This window comes from Curtobacterium sp. AB7, from assembly GCF_044909335.1.
In the GTDB taxonomy this organism is placed as follows: domain Bacteria; phylum Actinomycetota; class Actinomycetes; order Actinomycetales; family Microbacteriaceae; genus Curtobacterium.
In genome coordinates, this window is sequence record NZ_JBIYED010000001.1 from 829,188 (window position 1) to 846,657 (window position 17,470).

The 17,470-nt window shown below is 70.0% G+C and carries 20 protein-coding genes; 16 read left to right on the forward strand and 4 right to left on the reverse strand.

The annotated features are described in order from the left end of the window. Positions 1–26: 26 nt before the first annotated feature. Together ABH929_RS04195 and ABH929_RS04200 are read left to right on the forward strand one after the other, a co-directional pair. A complete protein-coding gene (locus tag ABH929_RS04195) occupies positions 27–986 on the forward strand; it encodes an alpha-ketoacid dehydrogenase subunit beta (protein ID WP_123312162.1) in 960 nt (319 codons plus the stop codon). A 46-nt stretch (positions 987–1,032) separates the two neighbouring features. Continuing rightward, entirely contained in the window at positions 1,033–2,643 is a 1,611-nt protein-coding gene (locus ABH929_RS04200; RefSeq protein WP_404560240.1) for a dihydrolipoamide acetyltransferase family protein, read from the forward strand. 6 nt (positions 2,644–2,649) lie between these two features. Here ABH929_RS04200 and ABH929_RS04205 read toward each other — a convergent pair whose 3' ends face one another. Together ABH929_RS04205 and ABH929_RS04210 are read right to left on the reverse strand one after the other, a co-directional pair. Continuing rightward, positions 2,650–3,486 (reverse strand): hypothetical protein, encoded by an 837-nt coding sequence (locus tag ABH929_RS04205; RefSeq protein WP_263055391.1) that lies wholly within the window; start codon positions 3,484–3,486, stop codon positions 2,650–2,652. After that, positions 3,483–4,541 carry a hypothetical protein gene (locus ABH929_RS04210; RefSeq protein WP_263092213.1) on the reverse strand — a complete coding sequence of 353 codons (1,059 nt, stop codon included), beginning with the start codon at positions 4,539–4,541 and terminating at the stop codon, positions 3,483–3,485. The genes ABH929_RS04205 and ABH929_RS04210 overlap by 4 nt, the downstream gene beginning before the upstream one ends. 122 nt (positions 4,542–4,663) lie before the next feature. Here ABH929_RS04210 and ABH929_RS04215 point away from each other — a divergent pair, with 122 nt between their 5' ends. Next, a complete protein-coding gene (locus ABH929_RS04215) occupies positions 4,664–5,245 on the forward strand; it encodes a GNAT family N-acetyltransferase (RefSeq protein WP_263055393.1) in 582 nt (193 codons plus the stop codon). Positions 5,246–5,373: 128 nt separating this feature from the next. After that, positions 5,374–6,108: a GntR family transcriptional regulator gene (locus ABH929_RS04220; RefSeq protein WP_123293453.1), complete on the forward strand. Its 735-nt coding sequence runs from the start codon at positions 5,374–5,376 to the stop codon at positions 6,106–6,108. A 102-nt stretch (positions 6,109–6,210) separates the two neighbouring features. Here ABH929_RS04220 and ABH929_RS04225 read toward each other — a convergent pair whose 3' ends face one another. Next, positions 6,211–6,663 carry a PTS glucose transporter subunit IIA gene (locus tag ABH929_RS04225; protein WP_404560242.1) on the reverse strand — a complete coding sequence of 151 codons (453 nt, stop codon included), beginning with the start codon at positions 6,661–6,663 and terminating at the stop codon, positions 6,211–6,213. Next, a complete protein-coding gene (locus ABH929_RS04230; protein ID WP_071253138.1) occupies positions 6,660–6,896 on the reverse strand; it encodes a PTS transporter subunit EIIB in 237 nt (78 codons plus the stop codon). Before ABH929_RS04230 ends, ABH929_RS04225 begins: the two co-directional genes overlap by 4 nt. Positions 6,897–7,074: 178 nt before the next feature. Here ABH929_RS04230 and ABH929_RS04235 point away from each other — a divergent pair, with 178 nt between their 5' ends. The 12 genes from ABH929_RS04235 to ABH929_RS04290 all read left to right on the forward strand — a co-directional run bounded on the left by ABH929_RS04235 (position 7,075) and on the right by ABH929_RS04290 (position 17,355). Next, complete coding sequence (locus tag ABH929_RS04235; protein WP_205463710.1) at positions 7,075–8,340, forward strand: PTS transporter subunit EIIC; 1,266 nt, start codon at positions 7,075–7,077, stop codon at positions 8,338–8,340. Between the two features lie 127 nt (positions 8,341–8,467). Then, positions 8,468–9,379: a metal ABC transporter solute-binding protein, Zn/Mn family gene (locus ABH929_RS04240; RefSeq protein WP_404560244.1), complete on the forward strand. Its 912-nt coding sequence runs from the start codon at positions 8,468–8,470 to the stop codon at positions 9,377–9,379. A gap of 47 nt (positions 9,380–9,426) precedes the next feature. Then, a complete protein-coding gene (locus tag ABH929_RS04245; protein WP_263092215.1) occupies positions 9,427–10,272 on the forward strand; it encodes a metal ABC transporter ATP-binding protein in 846 nt (281 codons plus the stop codon). Continuing rightward, a complete protein-coding gene (locus tag ABH929_RS04250; protein WP_404560245.1) occupies positions 10,272–11,240 on the forward strand; it encodes a metal ABC transporter permease in 969 nt (322 codons plus the stop codon). Before ABH929_RS04245 ends, ABH929_RS04250 begins: the two co-directional genes overlap by 1 nt. Then, positions 11,237–11,680 (forward strand): Fur family transcriptional regulator, encoded by a 444-nt coding sequence (locus tag ABH929_RS04255; RefSeq protein ID WP_263055398.1) that lies wholly within the window; start codon positions 11,237–11,239, stop codon positions 11,678–11,680. Before ABH929_RS04250 ends, ABH929_RS04255 begins: the two co-directional genes overlap by 4 nt. Positions 11,681–11,690: 10 nt before the next feature. After that, positions 11,691–12,383, forward strand: a complete 693-nt coding sequence (locus ABH929_RS04260) for an alpha/beta fold hydrolase (RefSeq protein WP_404560246.1) — start codon at positions 11,691–11,693, stop codon at positions 12,381–12,383. A 230-nt stretch (positions 12,384–12,613) separates the two neighbouring features. Next, positions 12,614–12,850 carry a 50S ribosomal protein L28 gene (gene rpmB / locus ABH929_RS04265; RefSeq protein WP_111085377.1) on the forward strand — a complete coding sequence of 79 codons (237 nt, stop codon included), beginning with the start codon at positions 12,614–12,616 and terminating at the stop codon, positions 12,848–12,850. Further along, the gene (gene rpmG, locus ABH929_RS04270) at positions 12,850–13,020 is read left to right on the forward strand and encodes a 50S ribosomal protein L33 (protein WP_017886456.1); all 171 of its coding nucleotides are present in this window, start codon (positions 12,850–12,852) and stop codon (positions 13,018–13,020) included. The genes rpmB and rpmG overlap by 1 nt, the downstream gene beginning before the upstream one ends. 2 nt (positions 13,021–13,022) lie before the next feature. Continuing rightward, positions 13,023–13,328: a 30S ribosomal protein S14 gene (gene rpsN / locus ABH929_RS04275; protein WP_111085378.1), complete on the forward strand. Its 306-nt coding sequence runs from the start codon at positions 13,023–13,025 to the stop codon at positions 13,326–13,328. A gap of 289 nt (positions 13,329–13,617) precedes the next feature. Further along, complete coding sequence (locus ABH929_RS04280) at positions 13,618–13,905, forward strand: HU family DNA-binding protein (protein ID WP_111085379.1); 288 nt, start codon at positions 13,618–13,620, stop codon at positions 13,903–13,905. Between the two features lie 190 nt (positions 13,906–14,095). Continuing rightward, complete coding sequence (locus tag ABH929_RS04285) at positions 14,096–16,033, forward strand: bifunctional copper resistance protein CopD/cytochrome c oxidase assembly protein (protein WP_263055400.1); 1,938 nt, start codon at positions 14,096–14,098, stop codon at positions 16,031–16,033. Then, a complete protein-coding gene (locus tag ABH929_RS04290) occupies positions 16,030–17,355 on the forward strand; it encodes an ATP-dependent RecD-like DNA helicase (RefSeq protein ID WP_194648368.1) in 1,326 nt (441 codons plus the stop codon). Before ABH929_RS04285 ends, ABH929_RS04290 begins: the two co-directional genes overlap by 4 nt. Positions 17,356–17,470: the final 115 nt, after the last annotated feature.

Here is a 17,470-nt window from a genome sequence, read left to right on the forward strand (position 1 = left end):
CGAGCGACCCCACCCCGACACTGCCGATGGCGAAGGCCCTCAACGCCGGGCTCGCCGCGGCGATGCAGGCGGACGACAAGGTCCTGCTGATGGGCGAGGACATCGGCCAGCTCGGCGGCGTCTTCCGCATCACCGAGGGCCTGCAGGACCGCTTCGGCCCGGAGCGCGTGCGGGACACCCCGCTCGCCGAGGCCGGCATCATCGGCACCGCGATCGGCCTTGCTCTGCGCGGCTACCGCCCGGTCGTCGAGATCCAGTTCGACGGCTTCGTGTGGCCCGGCTTCGACCAGATCACCTCGCAGCTCGCGAAGATGGCAAACCGGCTGCCGGCGCACATGTCGCTGCCCGTCGTCATCCGCATCCCCTACGGCGGCCACATCGGCGCCGTGGAGCACCACCAGGAATCCCCCGAGGCGTACTTCGCGCACACCCCCGGTCTGCGCGTGGTCAGCCCGAGCACTCCGAACGACGCCTACTGGATGATCCAGGAGGCCATCGCCTCGAAGGACCCGGTCGTCTTCCTCGAACCGAAGTCGCGCTACTGGCCCAAGGGCCAGGTCGACCTCGTCGACGGGCACGTCCCGATGCACACCACGCGTGTGGCGCGCACCGGCACCGAGGTCACCCTCGTCGGCCACGGTGCGATGGTCGCGACCCTCATGCAGGCCGCCGAGCTCGCCGAGTCCGAGGGCACGAGCTGCGAGGTCATCGACCTCCGTTCGATCTCGCCCATCGACTGGGAACCGATCCTCACCTCGGTCCGCAAGACCGGTCGCCTCGTCATCGCGCAGGAGGCCTCCGGCTTCGTCAGCGTCGGCAGCGAGATCGCCGCCACGGTCGCCGAGAAGGCGTTCTACACGATGCAGGCGCCGCCGCTGCGGGTGTCCGGGTTCGACGTCCCGTTCCCGGTCTCGAAGCTGGAGCACCTGCACCTGCCGGACGCCGACCGCGTCCTCGAGGCCGTCGACCGCGCCCTCGCGTACTGATCCTGATCGACCGACCCAACTCGTCCGAACGCCGAAGGAGCCGTCAGTGGCCGTCGCCGAATTCCCCCTGCCCGACGTGGGCGAAGGCCTCACCGAGGCCGAGATCGTGCAGTGGCGCGTCGCGATCGGGGACGAGATCACCGTCGACCAGGTCCTGGTCGAGATCGAGACCGCGAAGTCGCTCGTCGAGCTGCCGTCGCCGTTCGCCGGTACCGTCACCGGGCTGCTCGTGTCCGAGGGTGACACGGTCGAGGTCGGCAAGCCGATCATCCGTGTCGAGTCCGACGCGTCGGTCGCGTCCGGCGCGCCCGTCACGGCTCCGGCCGCGCCGGCCGCTCAGTCGGGAGGCCCGGCACCGGTCGCGGACAGCGTCCCGACCTCGCCCGCGGTCGCCCCTACCCCGCCTCTGGCGCCCGCCCCGGCAGCTCCGGTCGCGCAGACCCCGCCCGCCCCCACGGTGGCCCCGGCACCCGCTGCTGCCCCTGCTCCCGTCGTCGCTGCCGCGCCTGCGGCTGCACCGGCAGCGCCGGTGCAGCCCGTCGCCGACGGCGCTTCCGTCGTCGGGACGGACGAGTCCTCCGGCGCCGTCCTCGTCGGCTACGGCTCCGCGACCTCGTCGCCGTCGCGTCGCAAGCCGGGCGCCCGCCGGGCCGCAGCCCTGGCGGCCGAGGCGAGCCGTGCCTCCAGTGTGGATGCCGCAGCAGCGGCGGAAGCCGCCGTCGACCCCGGTGAGGACAGCACCGCCGAGGCGATCAGCGCGCTCGGCTCGGGGTCCGGGCGCAAGCAGAGCGCCGCGACCAACGTGCTGGCGAAGCCCCCGATCCGCAAGCTCGCGAAGGACCTCGGGGTCGAGCTGACCGAGATCGTCGCCACCGGACTGGCGGGCGAGGTCACCCGCGACGACGTCATCCGGCACGCGAAGCAGGCCAGCGTCTTCCGCAACATCGAGACGCCCGAGTGGGGTGAGGTGCGCAGCGAGACGATCCCGGTCAAGGGCGTCCGCAAGGCCATCGCGACCGCGATGACCACCTCGGCGTTCACCGCACCGCACGTGTCGCTGTTCGTCGACGTCGACGCGACCCACACGATGGAGTTCGTCAAGCGGCTCAAGGCCTCGCCGACGTTCGCCGGTGTCAAGGTCTCGCCGCTGCTCATCGTCGCGAAGGCCGTCATCTGGGCCGTCCGCCGGAACCGTTCGGTGAACTCGACCTGGACCGACCGCGAGATCATCGTCCACCACTTCGTGAACCTCGGCATCGCCGCGGCGACCCCGCGTGGGCTCATCGTGCCGAACATCAAGGACGCGCAGGACATGTCGCTGCTCGAGCTGGCGCAGGCGCTCGAGGAATTGACCCTGACCGCCCGCGACGGCAAGACGACGCCGAAGCAGATGGCGAACGGCACGGTGTCGATCACGAACATCGGGGTGTTCGGCATGGACACCGGGACCCCGATCCTCAACCCGGGCGAGGTCGCGATCGTCGCCATGGGCACGATCAAGCCGAAGCCGTGGGTCGTCGACGGCGAGGTCCGGTCGCGCATGGTGACGACCATCGGTGCCTCGTTCGACCACCGCGTGGTGGACGGCGACGTGGCGTCGCGCTTCGTGCACGACGTGGCCTCGGTGCTCGAGGAGCCGGCGCTCCTGCTCGACTGAGTGCGTTCAGGGACCGACGCGTCGGTCGTCGAGCAGCGCGGCGAGTTCCGCGCGGAAGGCTCCGACGGCGACCACAGCGTCGAGGGCGAGGTTCTCCGTCGCATCGACACCGCCCGCCGCGATCGACAGCCGGGCGTAGGTCGTTGCGCCGACCGCGCCGGGCCCGCTGAACAGGTCGCAGACCGCGAGGAGTGCGTCGGCTCGGTCGCGTTCCGTCAGTGGGTCCAGGACTCGCTGCACGGCTCTGGCCGCTCGCCGTTCTCCTGAGCGGAGGTCGGCGACGAGCACCCAGGCGAAGTCGTAGAGGTCCTTGTCCGCTCGGCGCCAGTACGCACTCGCGCCCTTGGCGGAGAGGTACCCGCCGATCCCGGTCACAGTCGCGCGCTCGCCGGCGACAACCGTGTCGTGGACGTCCCGGAGCGCCGGCCCCGGACCCCGGAGGTTCTTGGCCCCCAGGGTCTCGGCGCCCGGTAGCGCGATCTCCTGGTCCAGGTTGTCGGGGACGTCCACCAGGAACTCCACCTGGATCGGGAAACCACTGATCTCCTTCAACCATCGCCACCCCGTGTTGGGTGTCGACGTGACGAACCCTGCGGTCTCGAGCGCCTGCTCGAGCCACGCGAAGTCGAGGCCGTCTCGGTCGTAGACGAGACCGATGTCGAGGAGGATGTCGACGTCGTTGGTGCCCTGGTGTGGTTCGTCCGAGTGCACCAGGTGCTCGGGCACGAGCCCGCCGATCAGCAGGAGCCGCCCGCGGTTCGGGCCCACTGCCTTGAGGAGTGCGGCGAACCCGGCTTCCGCGAGTGCGCGCGCATCCCGGCTGCGTGGAGCTGACGCGTTCACGAGAACTGCCGGAGAGCGAGCTCTCGGAAGGCTTCCGCGGCCTCGAGCTCGCGTTCTGAGCCGGCGAGCAGGTCCGCGTACGTGCGAGCGGGGGAGGAAACCCAGGCGAGGTGTCCAGGACCCCTCGTCTTGACGATCACCTGGGAAGCCGGCGCGAGGCGGATCCGAGGCGCTGCGGCGGGGATCATCTTCGCGCGCCGGGTACGGAGGTCCACCCCCGGCCACCCGTCCGTCGTGTCGACGTACGCAGTCACCACCCAGCTCCCCGTGAGCATCGGGCGGATCTCTTCGCTCGCAGCCGCTCCGGTGAGGATGAGAGACCGGCCGAACGCGGCGCTGAGATCGTCGATGACGCGCTGCGGTTCGCGGTGGATCGAGTGGTACCCGTCGAACCGTCGCCGCTGGGTGGACTCCCACTCCGCCCACGAGTCGAGGAGTGCCGGAGCGTTTGCGACGATCCGACTGCGCGACTGCCTTCCTGGGGCTGTCCAGCCGTTGGCGTCGAACGAGGCGAGGGTGTTCGCGACGGTTCCCAGCGATCGGCCGGACAGGTCCGCCAGCGCCTCCACTTCGGGAACGTCGTCTGCTCCGGGACGCTCTGGCTCCCGCTTCGCCATGATCGCCAAGAGAGCCTCTGCGACGTCTGCCCTGCCTCGGGTCCAACCGATCGCAGGTCGGAGCGCTGGGTTCGTCCTGCTGCCGTCCCGGTCGACCCACACCGTGCCGAGTCGCAGTTCTGCCGAGCCGTCGAGGCCGAGCCAGGAGAGCCCCTCCGAACGCAACAACTGGCGAGCCCCGTCCGACAGTGTTCGGGCCGCGATGACCACGAGGTCCTCCTTCGAGCGTGCATCGATCACGCGCTCGTCGCGAAGCGTCCGCTCGACGTCCCTCGGGTACCCGTACCCGGCCCAGGCGAGGTGCAGTGCCTTCCTCGTCCCGTCCGGCAAGACCGCGCTGAAGTCGCCGTCGGCTCTCGTGCGAAGGGACACGGAGCCGCGCGGGAGCGCTGCACGGAGTGCTGCTTCTGCAGCTGCTCGATTTTCGAGAACAGTCACGTTTTCACTGTACAATGAAAAGGGTGTCAGAGTGAAACGGTTCCGGTCTGCGGATCAGCCGGGTTCCGCAAACGTCGCGTGGTGTTCACACGGATGTCGGTGGTGCGGGGCATGATCGGGACATGGTCCACCAGCTCCTGACCCCCTCGCAGGAGATCCGAACGGATCGCCTCCTGCTCACCCCGCTCACGCCGGCCGACATCGACGACGTGCACGCGGTGTTCTTCGACGCCCGGACGTGGCAGCACCTGCCGAGCGGACGGCACGTCGCCCGGAGCTCGAGCGTGGACATGGTGCAGCGGAAGATCGGCGGTCGGGCTCGACACGGACTCGGCTCGTGGGCCGTCCGCACCGCTGCCGATCACGCGTTCGTCGGGGTCGGCGGCGTGGACATGACTGCCGGCGGGGTCTGGAACCTCGGGTACCGGTTGGCACCCTCCGCCTGGGGGCAGGGCTTCGCCTCCGAGATCGCCCTCGCTGCCGTGCGCGCGGCTGCCGACACCGCACCGGACGTCCCCGTCACGGGGCGCGTGCTCACGAACAACCCGGCCTCCGCAGCGGTGCTCCGTCGTGCCGGACTGTCGCTCGTGTGGCAAGGGGCTCCCGGTGTGCAGACGTCCTCCGCCGCGGGGGTCGAGGGGCAGGTCTGGACCGACCGGCTGCTCTCCGACGAACAGTTCGCCTGGCTCGTCCACAACGCCTGAACCTCCCGCCGGTCCTCGCGGATCGTCACGCACGTTGGCGTTCCGAGGTCGACTCGCTACTGTGATGGGAACTGGTCATGTCCGCGCATGACCACCACCCAGGACCAGCAACGGAGCACGAGGGACGCATGACGAGCCGCATCACCGAGGGTGCCGAACCGAAGCACCAGCAGTTGCGGCGCATCCTGCTCGACCTCGCCACCGCACGCCTGGCCCCCGGCGCCGCGATCCCGTCCGAACGCCAGCTCATCGCCGAGTACGGCGTCTCGCGGATCACCGTGCGCGAAGCCCTCGGGCAGCTCGTCAACGAGGGCTACCTCGAGCGAGTGCGCGGCAAGGGCACCTTCGTGGCGCACCGCCCCGTGCAGTCGACGCTGCACCTGGCGTCGTTCACCGAGGAGATGCGGGCGATGGGCCACGTGCCGACCACCGTCGTCCTGGTGCGCGAGGAGCGCGTGCCGCCGAGCGACACCGTGGCGGCCCTGCGGCTCGACGCCGAGGTGTCGGCCTTCCACGTGAAGCGACTCCGGATGGCGGACGGCGCTCCGGTGTCGATCGACGACGCCTGGCTCGTGGCCGATGCGTTCCCGGGCCTGCTCGACCACGACCTGTCCGGGTCGGTGTACTCGATCATCGCGAACGAGTACGGCACCCCGATCGACCGGGCACAGCAGACGGTGGCCGCGAACCCGGCCGCCGACGACGTCGCGACCCTGCTCGGCACGAAGACCGGTGCCCCGGTGCTCGAGTTCGACCGGGTGTCGTACGCGGGGGAGCGCCCCGTGGAGCACACCCGCAGCTGGTACCGCTCGGACCGCTACCGCGTGCAGATGGAGGTCACCGCGACCCCTGCGGTCGCCTGAGTTTCCGCCCGGGTACGCGAGAGCGACTGTGTGCCGCGAACAGTTCGCGGTACACAGTCGCTTCGGCGGGAAGAACCGGGGAAGGACCGGGGTGGGCCCGGGTCAGACCTCGAACAGGGTGTCGCCGTCGAGCACCGAGGTGCCCACCGCGCCCTGGTCGACGGTGTCCGGCGCGGAGCCGAGCACCACGACGGGGCAGATCGGCGAGTAGCCGGCGGCCGAGATCACCGACGGGGTGAACCGGACGACGGGGTCGCCGGCAGTGACCGTCGCGCCCTCGGCCGCGAGGAGCTCGAAGCCCTCGCCCGCGAGCTTCACGGTGTCGATGCCGACGTGGACGAGCACGTCCGTGCCCGCCGAGCCCTGCAGCGCGAACGCGTGCGGGTGCAGCTTCACGATGGTGCCGTCGACCGGGGCCACCGCGGTGACCGCGCCCTCGACGCCCGTCGGGTCCACGGCCACACCGGCGCCGACGAGCTGGCCGGCGAACACCGGATCCGGTACGTCAGCGAGGGCGACGACCGGGCCGGCGAACGGGGTCCGGACGCTCGTCACAGTTCGTCCTGGATGTCCTGCGCGAGGTTGTCGGCGACCGTGCCGACGATGACCTGCCAGCCGGTGCCGCCACCGACGACGGCCTGAGCGCCCGCGGCCTGCAGCGCGGCCTTGTCGACGAGGTCACCGTCCTCGACCTCGACGCGGAGGCGCGTGATGCAGCCCTCGACCTCTTCGATGTTGTCGGCACCGCCGAGCGCGGCGATGATGTCGGCTGCCTTGATGTCGGCCATCGTTTCCTCCTCGTTAAGGGTTCTCGCAACAGGTTGACACGGGACCGGTCTCGGTTCAGACTACGGAACTGGTCATGACCGGACAGGACCGGACCTGGCGACACCGCCGAGGTTACCTGCGCTGGCTGCACGACTCAACTCACCCCGACAGCTCCACCCAATGACGAGAGGACCTCCGATGAGCGCCACCACTGCCACGGACGTGCCGGAGAAGAAGAAGCCGAAGAAGCAGTCCCGGCTGTTCGCGCAAGCGCAGCGCCTCGGGCGGAGCCTGCTCCTGCCGATCGCGGTCATGCCCGCCGCGGGCATCCTGCTGCGCCTCGGTCAGTCCGACATGCTCGGCGCCATCCCCGGCTTCGAGCAGGGCGCGACGATCATCGCCGCCGCGGGCAACGGTGTGTTCACCTGGCTGCCGCTGCTCTTCGCGGTCGGCATCGCGATCGGCTGGGCGAAGAAGTCGGACGGCACGACCGCGCTCGCGGCCGTCGTCGGCTACATGGTCATGTACCAGGTGTTCGCGGCGATGTCGCCGATCGTCCTCGCCGGGGTGAAGGACGCCAACGGCGACCAGGCCACCATCAACTTCGGTGTCCTCGGCGGCATCGTGATGGGCCTCGTGTCCGCCGTGCTGTGGGAGAAGTTCCACCGGACGAAGATGCCCGACTTCCTCGGGTTCTTCTCCGGCCGGCGCCTCGTCCCGATCCTGACTGCTGCAGCCGCGCTCATCATCGCCGTGCTCATGTCGTTCGTCTACCGCTACTTCGACATCGCGCTCACGGCCGCCGGCCAGGCCGTCGCCGACAACGCGGTGATCGGTGGCGGCGTCTTCGGGTTCGTCAACCGCATGCTCATCCCGATCGGCCTGCACCAGCTGCTCAACTTCTTCCCGTGGTTCCAGCTCGGCAGCTTCTCGACCGGTGGCGTCACCTACCACGGTGACATCCAGCGCTTCCTGGCGGGTGACCCGACCGCTGGCATCTTCCAGACCGGGTTCTTCCCGATCATGATGTTCGCGCTGCCCGCCGGTGCCCTCGCGATCTGGCGCAACGCCAAGCCGCAGAACCGCAAGCTCGTCGGTGGCATCATGCTCTCCGCCGCCCTCACCTCGTTCGTGACCGGCATCACTGAGCCGCTCGAGTACTCGTTCATGTTCGTGGCGTTCCCGCTGTACGTCATCCACGCGGTGCTCACCGGTTCGTCGCTGGCGCTGGTCAACGCACTCGGGATCCGCGACGGGTTCTCCTTCTCGGCCGGTGCGATCGACTTCGTGCTGAACTTCGGCAAGGCGGACGGGGCGATCTGGCTCATCCCGATCGGCCTCGGCTACGCCGTCGTCTACTACTTCCTGTTCAGTTTCGTCATCAAGAAGTGGAACCTCCGCACGCCCGGGCGTGAAGAGGACACGATCGCCGAGAACACGATCGACGCGGCCACCAAGCCGTAGACGTCACCACGTGACGGACAGGAGGCGCGGTGCCAGCTGGCACCGCGCCTCCTGTCCGTCTGTCGTCACCACCAGAGCGCCGATACCGGTTTTGACAATCGTTATCAGCAAGCGCTACCGTCGGAGCATGCACAACCGCCTCCTCGCCCTCCCGCTCGTCGCCGGCGCCGCCGCGCTCGCCCTGACGGGCTGCGCGACCTCCTCGGCCTCGGGCAACGCCAGCAGCGACGGGAAGATCGCCGTCGTCGCCTCGACCAACGTCTACGGCTCGATCGTCGAGTCGATCGGTGGCGACCAGGTGTCGGTCACGAGCATCCTGAACGACCCCTCGCAGGACCCGCACTCGTTCGAGTCGAGCGCCCGCACCCAGCTCGCGGTGTCGAAGGCCGATCTGCTCATCGAGAACGGCGGCGGGTACGACGACTTCATGACCACGCTCGCCGACGCCTCGGACACCAAGGCCGACACCATCAACGTCGTGCAGCTGTCCGGCTTGGACAAGGGTGGCGACGCCGAGTTCAACGAGCACGTGTTCTACAGCTACCCGACGATGGTGAAGCTCGTCGACGACGTCACGAAGCGCCTGTCCGCGCTCGATGCGGGCGACGAGGCCACGTTCGAGAAGAACGCCGACGCGCTCACGACGAAGCTCGAGGACCTCGAATCCCGGACCGCCGACCTGAAGAAGTCGTACGACGGTGAGAAGGTGGCGTACACCGAGCCGGTGCCGGGCTACCTCTTCGACGCGATCGGTCTCGACAACGTCACCCCCGAGGCGTTCTCCGAGGCGATCGAGGAGGGCGACGACGTCCCGCCGGCAGCCCTCAAGGACACCCTCGCGCTGTTCAGCGGCAAGCGCGTGGAGCTGCTCGCCTACAACGACCAGACCTCGAGCGCCGAGACCGAACAGGTCAAGAAGGCCGCCGACCAGAACGACGTCCCGGTGGTCGGTGTCACGGAGACGCTCCCCAAGGGGCAGGATTACGTCTCGTGGCAGCAGGCGAACATCGACGCGGTGCAGGCGGCGCTCCAGAAGTGACGACCTCGACCGCAGCAGCGACGACCGACAGCCCGGCGACCACCTCGGTGGACGACCGGGCTGCGGCCCGTCCGGTCCTGGCCCTGCGCGACGCCGGGCTGTCCTTCGGCGAACGGAAGCTCTGGGGACACCTGGACCTGGACATCGCGCCGGGGGAGTTCGTCGCGGTCCTCGGCCCGAACGGCGCCGGCAAGACCTCGCTCCTGCGCACGGTGCTCGGGCAGCAGCGCCTGACGAGCGGCACGATGTCGTTCCTCGATCAGCCCGTCCGTCGTGGGCACCGCAAGATCGGCTACATCCCGCAGCAGCGGCTCATGGAGGCCGGTACCCCGCTGCGCGCGCGGGACATGATCGCGCAGGGTGTGACGGGGCACCGGTGGGGCGTCCTGCCGACGTCGAAGGCCGACCGCGCCCGCATCGACCGCATCCTCGACGAGGTCGGCGCCACCGCGTTCGCGGACGCCCCGGTGGCCGAGTTGTCCGGCGGCGAGCAGCAGCGCACCCGCGTCGGTCAGGCCATCGCCGCCGACCCAGCACTGCTGCTGTGCGACGAACCCCTCATCTCACTCGACCTGCGGCACCAGCGCGGCGTCACCGAGCTCATCGACCGGCAGCGTCGGCAGCACGATGCGGCCGTGCTCTTCGTGACGCACGACGTGAACCCGATCCTCGACGTCGTCGACCGGGTCCTGTACATCGCCGGCGGCCGGTTCCGGATCGGATCCCCGGACGACGTCCTGCGCGCCGACGTCCTGAGCGACCTGTACGGCACCCCCGTCGACGTCGTCCGCACGATGGGCCGCATCGTCATCGTCGGCGCGAACGACGCGCACGACCACCACCACGGCGAGGTCGACCCGCACGCCCCGGCGTCGGACGAAGGGCGGATCTGATGGACGTCCTGTCGACGGTCTTCTCGTTCCAGGACTACGGCGAGCTCGTGACCCTGGTGCAGAACTCGATCTGGGCCGGCGCGGTGCTCGGCATCGTCGGCGGGCTCATCGGCCCGTTCGTCGTGGCCCGGAACATGCCCTTCGCGGTGCACGGCATCTCGGAGCTGTCCTTCGCCGGCGCGAGCGCGTCCCTGCTGCTCGGCGTCAACGTCGTCACGGGCTCGCTCGTCGGGTCGGTGATCGCGGCGCTGCTCATCGGGGTGCTCGGGTCGCGCGCTCGTGACCGCAACTCGATCATCGCCGTGCTCATGCCGTTCGGTCTCGGGCTCGGCATCCTGTGCCTGGCGCTCTACAAGGGGCGTGCGGCCAACAAGTTCGGGCTGCTCACCGGCCAGATCGTGTCGGTGGACAACCCGCAGCTGACGTTCCTCATCGTCATCGCCGCCATCGTCGTGGCCACCCTGCTCGTCATCTGGCGGCCGCTCATGTTCGCGTCGGTCGACCCCGACGTGGCCGCGGCCGCCGGCATCCCGGTGCGGACGCTCGCGATCGTGTTCATGCTCGTCCTCGGCCTGGCCACCGCGGTGTCGGTGCAGATCGTCGGCGCCCTGCTCGTGCTGTCGCTGCTCGTCACCCCGGCCGCTGCGGCACTGCGACTCAGCTCGCACCCGGTCGTGGTGCCGGTGCTGTCCACGGTGTTCGCCGTGGTGTCGGTCGTCGGCGGCATCCTGCTGGCACTCGGCGGCGGACTGCCGATCAGCCCCTACGTGACGACCATCTCGTTCGCGATCTGGGTGGTCTGCCGGATCGTCGGGGCCAGGCGCGACCGCCGTGGACGCGACCGGGTCGTCCGCCGCGACCAGCGTGGCGGGGGCGCACCGGGCCTCCTGTCCGGAACGAACGGAACCGGAACAGACGGAGCCGGAGCCGGAACGTCAGCCGAAACGAAGGTGGGTGCACCAGCATGAACGCCGTGCAGAAGGTCAAGCGGAACACGTGGCAGCGCGAAGCGGTGCGTGGTGCCCTCGACTCCACCGAGGGGTTCGTCAGCGCGCAGGCGCTGCACCAGCACCTGCGGGACGAGGGCTCGACGATCGGCCTCGCCACCGTCTACCGGGCGCTCGCCGACCTGGCGACCGAGGGTGACGCCGACTCGTTGCAGCAGGACGGCGAATCGCTGTACCGGGCCTGCACGACGGACGCCCACCACCACCACCTGATCTGCCGGAACTGCGGCCGCACCGTCGAGATCGAGGCCGACCCCGTCGAACAGTGGGCGCAGGACGTCGCCGCCGCGAACGGGTTCACGAACGCCAGCCACGTCGTCGACATCTTCGGCGAGTGCGCGGTGTGCACGGCATCTGCCGCCGCAGCGGGACCGCGGCCCGGCGACGCCGCCGGCGAGTAGCGTCCGGGCAATGCACGTCATCCTGGTCCCCGGGTTCTGGCTCGATGCGAGCGCGTGGGACGACGTCGCCCCGGTGCTGCTGCAGGCGGGTCACACCGTCGAGGCGATCACCCGCGACGGCGACACGCTCGACGAGCAGGTCGCGGCGCTCGTGGAGCGCCTGGACGACGTCGCCAGCCCGGACGAGCCCGTCGTGCTCGCCGGTCACTCCGGCGCCGGGCCGATCGCGTACATGGCTGCCGACCAGCGGCCCTCGCTCGTCGCGCACCTGCTCTACGTCGACACGTTCCCCGGTCCCGCCGGCGGCTGCGTGAACGACGAGCTGCCCGTGGTCGACGGTGTGGTGCCGTTGCCGTCGTGGGACGTCTGGGAGCCGGCCACGGTGCGCGGGATGTCGCCGGCGTTGCGGGAGTCCTTCGAGCACCGGGCGATCCCGGAGCCGGCAGCCGTGCCGTCCGACCGGTTCCACTACGCCGACGCCGCCCGGCACACGATCCCCGCGACGGTGATCACCTGCGAGATCCCGGCGACCGAGCTCGCGACGATGGTGGCCGACCACCAGGCCTGGGCCGAGGAACTCGTCGCGACCGAGGAGCTCAGCATCGTCGGACTCGAGACCGGACACTGGCCGATGTTCACGGCGCCGCTCGAACTCGGCGAGCTCATGGTGCGCGCGCTTGCGACACGCCCGGAGCTCGCGTAAGCTCTTCCCTTGGTCCTCCACGTCCGCGTGGTGGACCCGTTGTTCCAAGCCCTCCGACCGTCGCGAACGCCGCGGTCGCGTGGTGTCCGTTCCCCCTTCGACAGGGGCTGCGGGCCTGGGCGGTGTGCACAACCCCCTCGCATGCGCCACTCCGGTGGTCCTGCGCGTGCGCACCAGGCAAGTGAACTTGGGTGCGGCCGTCCGGTCGCACGGTACCTCAGGAGGAAACCATGGCAGCAGTGTGCCAGGTGACCGGCGCCGTTCCCGGCTTCGGTCACAACATCTCGCACTCGCACCGCCGGACGAAGCGCCGCTTCGACCCGAACGTGCAGAAGAAGACGTACTACGTGCCGTCGCTGCGTCGCAACGTGACGCTCAACGTCAGCGCTAAGGGCATCAAGGTCATCGACGCACGGGGCATCGAGTCCGTCGTCAAGGACGTCCTCGCCCGTGGGGAGAAGATCTGATGGCGAAAAAGGGTCAGGACATCCGTCCGATCATCAAGCTCCGCTCGACGGCGGGCACCGGGTTCACGTACGTGACCAAGAAGAACCGTCGGAACAACCCCGACCGTCTCGTGCTGAAGAAGTACGACCCGGTGATCCGCAAGCACGTCGACTTCCGTGAGGAGCGCTAAGCATGGCGAAGAAGAGCAAGATCGCGAAGAACAACCAGCGTGCCGTCATCATCGCGCGCTACGCCGAGCGTCGTCTCGAGCTGAAGAAGGCCCTCGTGGACCCGAACGGCTCCGACGAGTCGCGTGAGGCCGCTCGCGTGGGCCTGCAGAAGCTGCCCCGCGACGCATCCCCGATCCGCTACCGCAACCGCGACGCGATCGACGGCCGCCCCCGTGGCCACCTGGGCGAGTTCGGCATCAGCCGTGTCCGCTTCCGGGACATGGCCCACCGTGGAGAGCTCCCCGGCATCACGAAGAGCTCCTGGTAAGCACTCGCAGTACCCGACGCCCCGTCACCTCCTGGTGGCGGGGCGTTCGCTGTGTCCGGGGTACAAGGGCGCCTCAGTGGTCACATCTGCCCCTCCAGCACCCCCTCGAAGCCCCGACAACCCCGGAAATCCGGGCGAGTCGGCGGTTTTCACCCCCGGTGGCTGGTAGGTTCAACTCCGGTTCCGCCGGGCCCTCGGCCCACTGGCACCGTGGCACGGGGCAACCGCTCCGGGCGCCGGACGACACGTGCGTCCGACCGATACTGCAAGAAGTCCGAGGAGGACATCCATGGCTGACAAGTCACTGAACCGCACCGAGCTCGTCGCTGCCGTCGCCGCCGAGTCCGGCCAGAGCCAGGCCACCGTCAACGGCGTCGTCGACGCGCTCTTCAGCGTCGTCTCGTCGTCCGTCGCGGACGGCACGAAGGTCACGATCCCCGGTTGGATCGCCTTCGAGAAGACGCACCGCGCCGCCCGCACCGGCCGCAACCCGCAGACGGGTGAGGCCATCGAGATCGCCGCGAGCGACTCGGTCAAGGTCAGCGCCGGCTCGAAGCTCAAGGCTGCGGTCAAGTAAGACTGTTCCGCGCATCGGGAGGGACGGCTTCGGCCGTCCCTTTCGTCGTTCCCGGGGCGCGTTCGTCGGGCCGGCTCGGGTCGCGTCGGGTCGCGTTCGTCCTGCCGCGTCGACCGGGAGGCCCGTGCCGGTTCCCACAGGTCGGCCCGGCCGGTTCGGTGGCCGGGTGGGCACCGCCTAGGCTTGACGGGTGAATCGGATCGCGCGCATCGCCGGTCCCGCCGTGCTCCTGCTCGTCGGGTTCGTGGCGCTGCTCACGGCACTCGTCATCGGTGGTGGTGCGAACGCAGCGCTGATCGCCGACCCCGGTGCCCTGGTCCGCTTCGGTCTGCCGATCTCCCGGTTGGTCGTGGACCTGTCCGCCGCTGCGACGATCGGCGGTCTCGCGCTGGCCACCGTCGGACTCTCGCGCTCCGGTCCGGAGTGGAACCGTGCCATCGACGTCGCGGCTGCCGCCAGCGGGCTCTGGACGGTGTCGTCCGCGGTCACCACCTTCTTCACGTTCCTGAGCGTCGCCGGTTCGAAGATCAGCATCGACGAGCAGTTCGGCCAGTCGATGGGCGTGTTCCTCACCGGCACGGACCTCGGGCTCGCCTGGCTCGTGACGGTGCTCGTCGCCGCCGCCGTCACGGTGCTCTGCTTCGCCGTCCGCTCCCGGGGCATGGTCGCCCTGACCGCCGGCATCTCGATGATCGGCCTCGTCCCGCTCGCACAGCAGGGCCACGCCGCGGGCACCGCGAGCCACGACGCCGCCGTGACCGCCCTCGGGCTGCACCTGGTCGGCGCCGCGCTCTGGGTCGGTGGCCTGACCATGCTCGTGCTCCTGCGCGGCGTGCTGCCCGGTGATCGCCTGGCCGTGGTCGTCGCGCGGTACTCGAGCATCGCGCTCGGGTGCTTCGTGCTCGTGGCGGTGTCGGGTGTCGCCTCGGCACAGATCCGCGTGGGTGCCCTGTCGAACCTGTTCACGCCGTACGGCACCCTCGTGCTGGTCAAGATCGGCGCCATCGTGGCGATCGGGGTCCTCGGTGCCGTGCAGCGTCGGCGCGCGATCCGCTCCCTGACCGAGGCGCCGGCACGGCACCGCCCGTTCTGGACCCTGATCGTGGTCGAGCTCGCCGTGATGGGCGTCGCATCGGGCTTCGCCGCGGCGCTCGGACGCACGGCCACTCCGGTCGACCAGATCGCGCTGAGCAAGACGACCGACCCGAGCCCTGCTGAGCTGCTCACCGACGACCTGCTGCCGCACGCGCCCGGGGCCTGGGGCTGGCTGACGCAGTGGAACATCGACCTGTTCTGGCTGATGGCCGCCGTGCTGCTCGCCGCGACGTACGCCGCCGGTGTCGTGCGCCTGCGCCGCGCCGGGGTCCGCTGGCCGGTGCACCGTTCGGTGGCGGCGGCCCTGGCGATCGTCTCGCTCGTCGTCGCGACGTCCGGTTCGCTGCACCAGTACGACCGGTTCCTGGTGTCGGCGAACGTCGGCGCGCACGTGCTGCTCGGCCTGGTGGTGCCGGCGCTGGTGTGGGCGGCGGCTCCGGTCGTGCTCATCCGGGCCGCGGTCCACCCGCGCGACGACGACAGCACCGGGGTGCGCGAGTGGACCGGTGTGCTGGTCGACAACGCTGCGGTCCGCTACCTCGTGCAGCCCTTCCCCGCGTTCCTGCTCGCCGCGGCGGTGTGGTGGGCGTACTTCGCCACCGACGCCGTCCGGTGGTCGGTGAGCGACTCCACGGGGCGCACGGTCATCGACGTGGGCTTCCTGCTCGTCGGGCTCCTGGCGATGCCGACGCTCTTCACACCGATCGCAGCGGGCCAGCATCACCCGACCCGCGGTGCGGCGGTCGTCCGGATCGTCGGGGCCGCGGTCGTCGCCGCCGGAGCGGTGTCGCTCGGCGTCGCGATGCGCGGGCCGCTCGGACTGCTGCAGGCGTCGTGGTTCGGGGCGATGGGGCGGACGTGGGGCCCCGATCCGCTCGTCGACCAGGCCCGTGGTGGGCTCGTGCTCGTGGCCGCCGGGGTGCTGCTCCTGCTGGCGGTCGTCGTGGTGGTGCTCGTGCAGCTGCGGCGTGCCGGATCGCCGGCTCGCACGCTCGGAGCGGACGGGCGCACCCTCGAGCAGGACGCACGATGAGCGTCGAGCTCAGCGACGAGCAGCGGGCCGTCTTCGAGTACATCGAGCACACCCGTGACCACGTCTTCATCACCGGTCGTGCCGGCACGGGCAAGTCGACCCTGCTCAACCACCTGTCGTGGAACACCGAGAAGCAGGTCGTGATCTGCGCACCGACCGGGGTCGCGGCCCTGAACGTCGGTGGTCAGACGATCCACTCGCTGTTCCGCCTGCCGATCGGGCTCATCGCCGACGCCGAGCTGCGCCAGGGGCCGGACACCCGCAAGCTCCTGAACACCATCGACACCCTGGTGATCGACGAGGTCTCGATGGTGAACGCCGACCTGCTCGACGGGATGGACCGCTCGCTCCGCAAGGCCCGCGGGCGGCAGTTCGAGGCGTTCGGCGGTGTCCAGGTGGTCATGTTCGGCGACCCCTACCAGTTGCCGCCGGTCCCGGGTGGTGCCGACGAACGCGCCTACTTCACCGACCACTACCGGTCGATGTGGTTCTTCGACGCCAAGGTGTGGCTCGAGGCGAAGCTGAACATCATCGAGCTCGCCACCGTGCACCGCCAGCGCGACGACGCCTTCGCCGCCATGCTCACGGCGGTGCGGCACGGCCGGGTCACGGCCGAGATCGCGGACCAGCTGAACACCGCGGGCGCCCGACCCTCACCCGACGACGCCATCACCCTCGCCACCCGGAACGACACCGTCGCACGCATCAACAAGGCGGCGCTCGAGCGGTTGCCCGGCAAGGTGAAGACCGCGAAGGCCGACGTCAACGGCGACTTCGGCGGGCGGAACTTCCCGGCCGACGAAGCCCTCGAGCTCAAGCCGGGCGCGCACGTGATGTTCCTGCGCAACGACGCCGACCAGCGGTGGGTGAACGGGACGCTCGGCATCGTTACGGCGATCCGTGACACGGTGTGGGTCGACGTCGACGGAGAATCGTTCGAGGTCCAGCCGTCGGTGTGGGAGAAGTTCAAGTACTCCTACGACGCCGACAAGAAGGAACTCAAGAAGGACACCGTCGGTGAGTTCCAGCAGTTCCCGTTGCGGCTCGCCTGGGCGGTGACGATCCACAAGTCCCAGGGCAGCACCTACGACCGCGCGGTGGTCGACCTGGGCAACCGGGTCTTCAGCGCCGGACAGACCTACGTCGCGCTGTCACGCCTGACCTCGCTCGAGGGGCTGTACCTGACCCGGCCCCTGCGGCCACAGGACATCATCGTCGACACGGACGTCCGACGCTTCATGTCCGAGGCGCCACGCATCGTCGCGACGGCACTCGAAGCCCGGAAGCCGAAACCGGACGACGACTCCGACGACGACGCCTGACGCCCCCACGCCCCGCACCCCCGCACCCACGCCCCGCACCCCCGCTCCTCGCACTCGCTCCGCCCGCACGACGACGCCCGCCTGCCGGAGCGGCAGACGGGCGTCGGGGATCGTG

Coding starts and splice junctions, on each gene's coding strand:
- ABH929_RS04215 (WP_263055393.1), top strand. CDS start 4,664: ATGGTCCACCAGCTCCTGACCCCCTCGCAGGAGATCCGAACGGATCGC.
- rpmG (WP_017886456.1), top strand. CDS start 12,850: ATGGCGAAAAAGGGTCAGGACATCCGTCCGATCATCAAGCTCCGCTCG.
- rpsN (WP_111085378.1), top strand. CDS start 13,023: ATGGCGAAGAAGAGCAAGATCGCGAAGAACAACCAGCGTGCCGTCATC.
- rpmB (WP_111085377.1), top strand. CDS start 12,614: ATGGCAGCAGTGTGCCAGGTGACCGGCGCCGTTCCCGGCTTCGGTCAC.
- ABH929_RS04280 (WP_111085379.1), top strand. CDS start 13,618: ATGGCTGACAAGTCACTGAACCGCACCGAGCTCGTCGCTGCCGTCGCC.
- ABH929_RS04220 (WP_123293453.1), top strand. CDS start 5,374: ATGACGAGCCGCATCACCGAGGGTGCCGAACCGAAGCACCAGCAGTTG.
- ABH929_RS04290 (WP_194648368.1), top strand. CDS start 16,030: ATGAGCGTCGAGCTCAGCGACGAGCAGCGGGCCGTCTTCGAGTACATC.
- ABH929_RS04240 (WP_404560244.1), top strand. CDS start 8,468: ATGCACAACCGCCTCCTCGCCCTCCCGCTCGTCGCCGGCGCCGCCGCG.
- ABH929_RS04230 (WP_071253138.1), bottom strand. CDS start 6,896: ATGGCCGACATCAAGGCAGCCGACATCATCGCCGCGCTCGGCGGTGCC.
- ABH929_RS04235 (WP_205463710.1), top strand. CDS start 7,075: ATGAGCGCCACCACTGCCACGGACGTGCCGGAGAAGAAGAAGCCGAAG.
- ABH929_RS04255 (WP_263055398.1), top strand. CDS start 11,237: ATGAACGCCGTGCAGAAGGTCAAGCGGAACACGTGGCAGCGCGAAGCG.
- ABH929_RS04195 (WP_123312162.1), top strand. CDS start 27: ATGGCGAAGGCCCTCAACGCCGGGCTCGCCGCGGCGATGCAGGCGGAC.
- ABH929_RS04250 (WP_404560245.1), top strand. CDS start 10,272: ATGGACGTCCTGTCGACGGTCTTCTCGTTCCAGGACTACGGCGAGCTC.
- ABH929_RS04260 (WP_404560246.1), top strand. CDS start 11,691: ATGCACGTCATCCTGGTCCCCGGGTTCTGGCTCGATGCGAGCGCGTGG.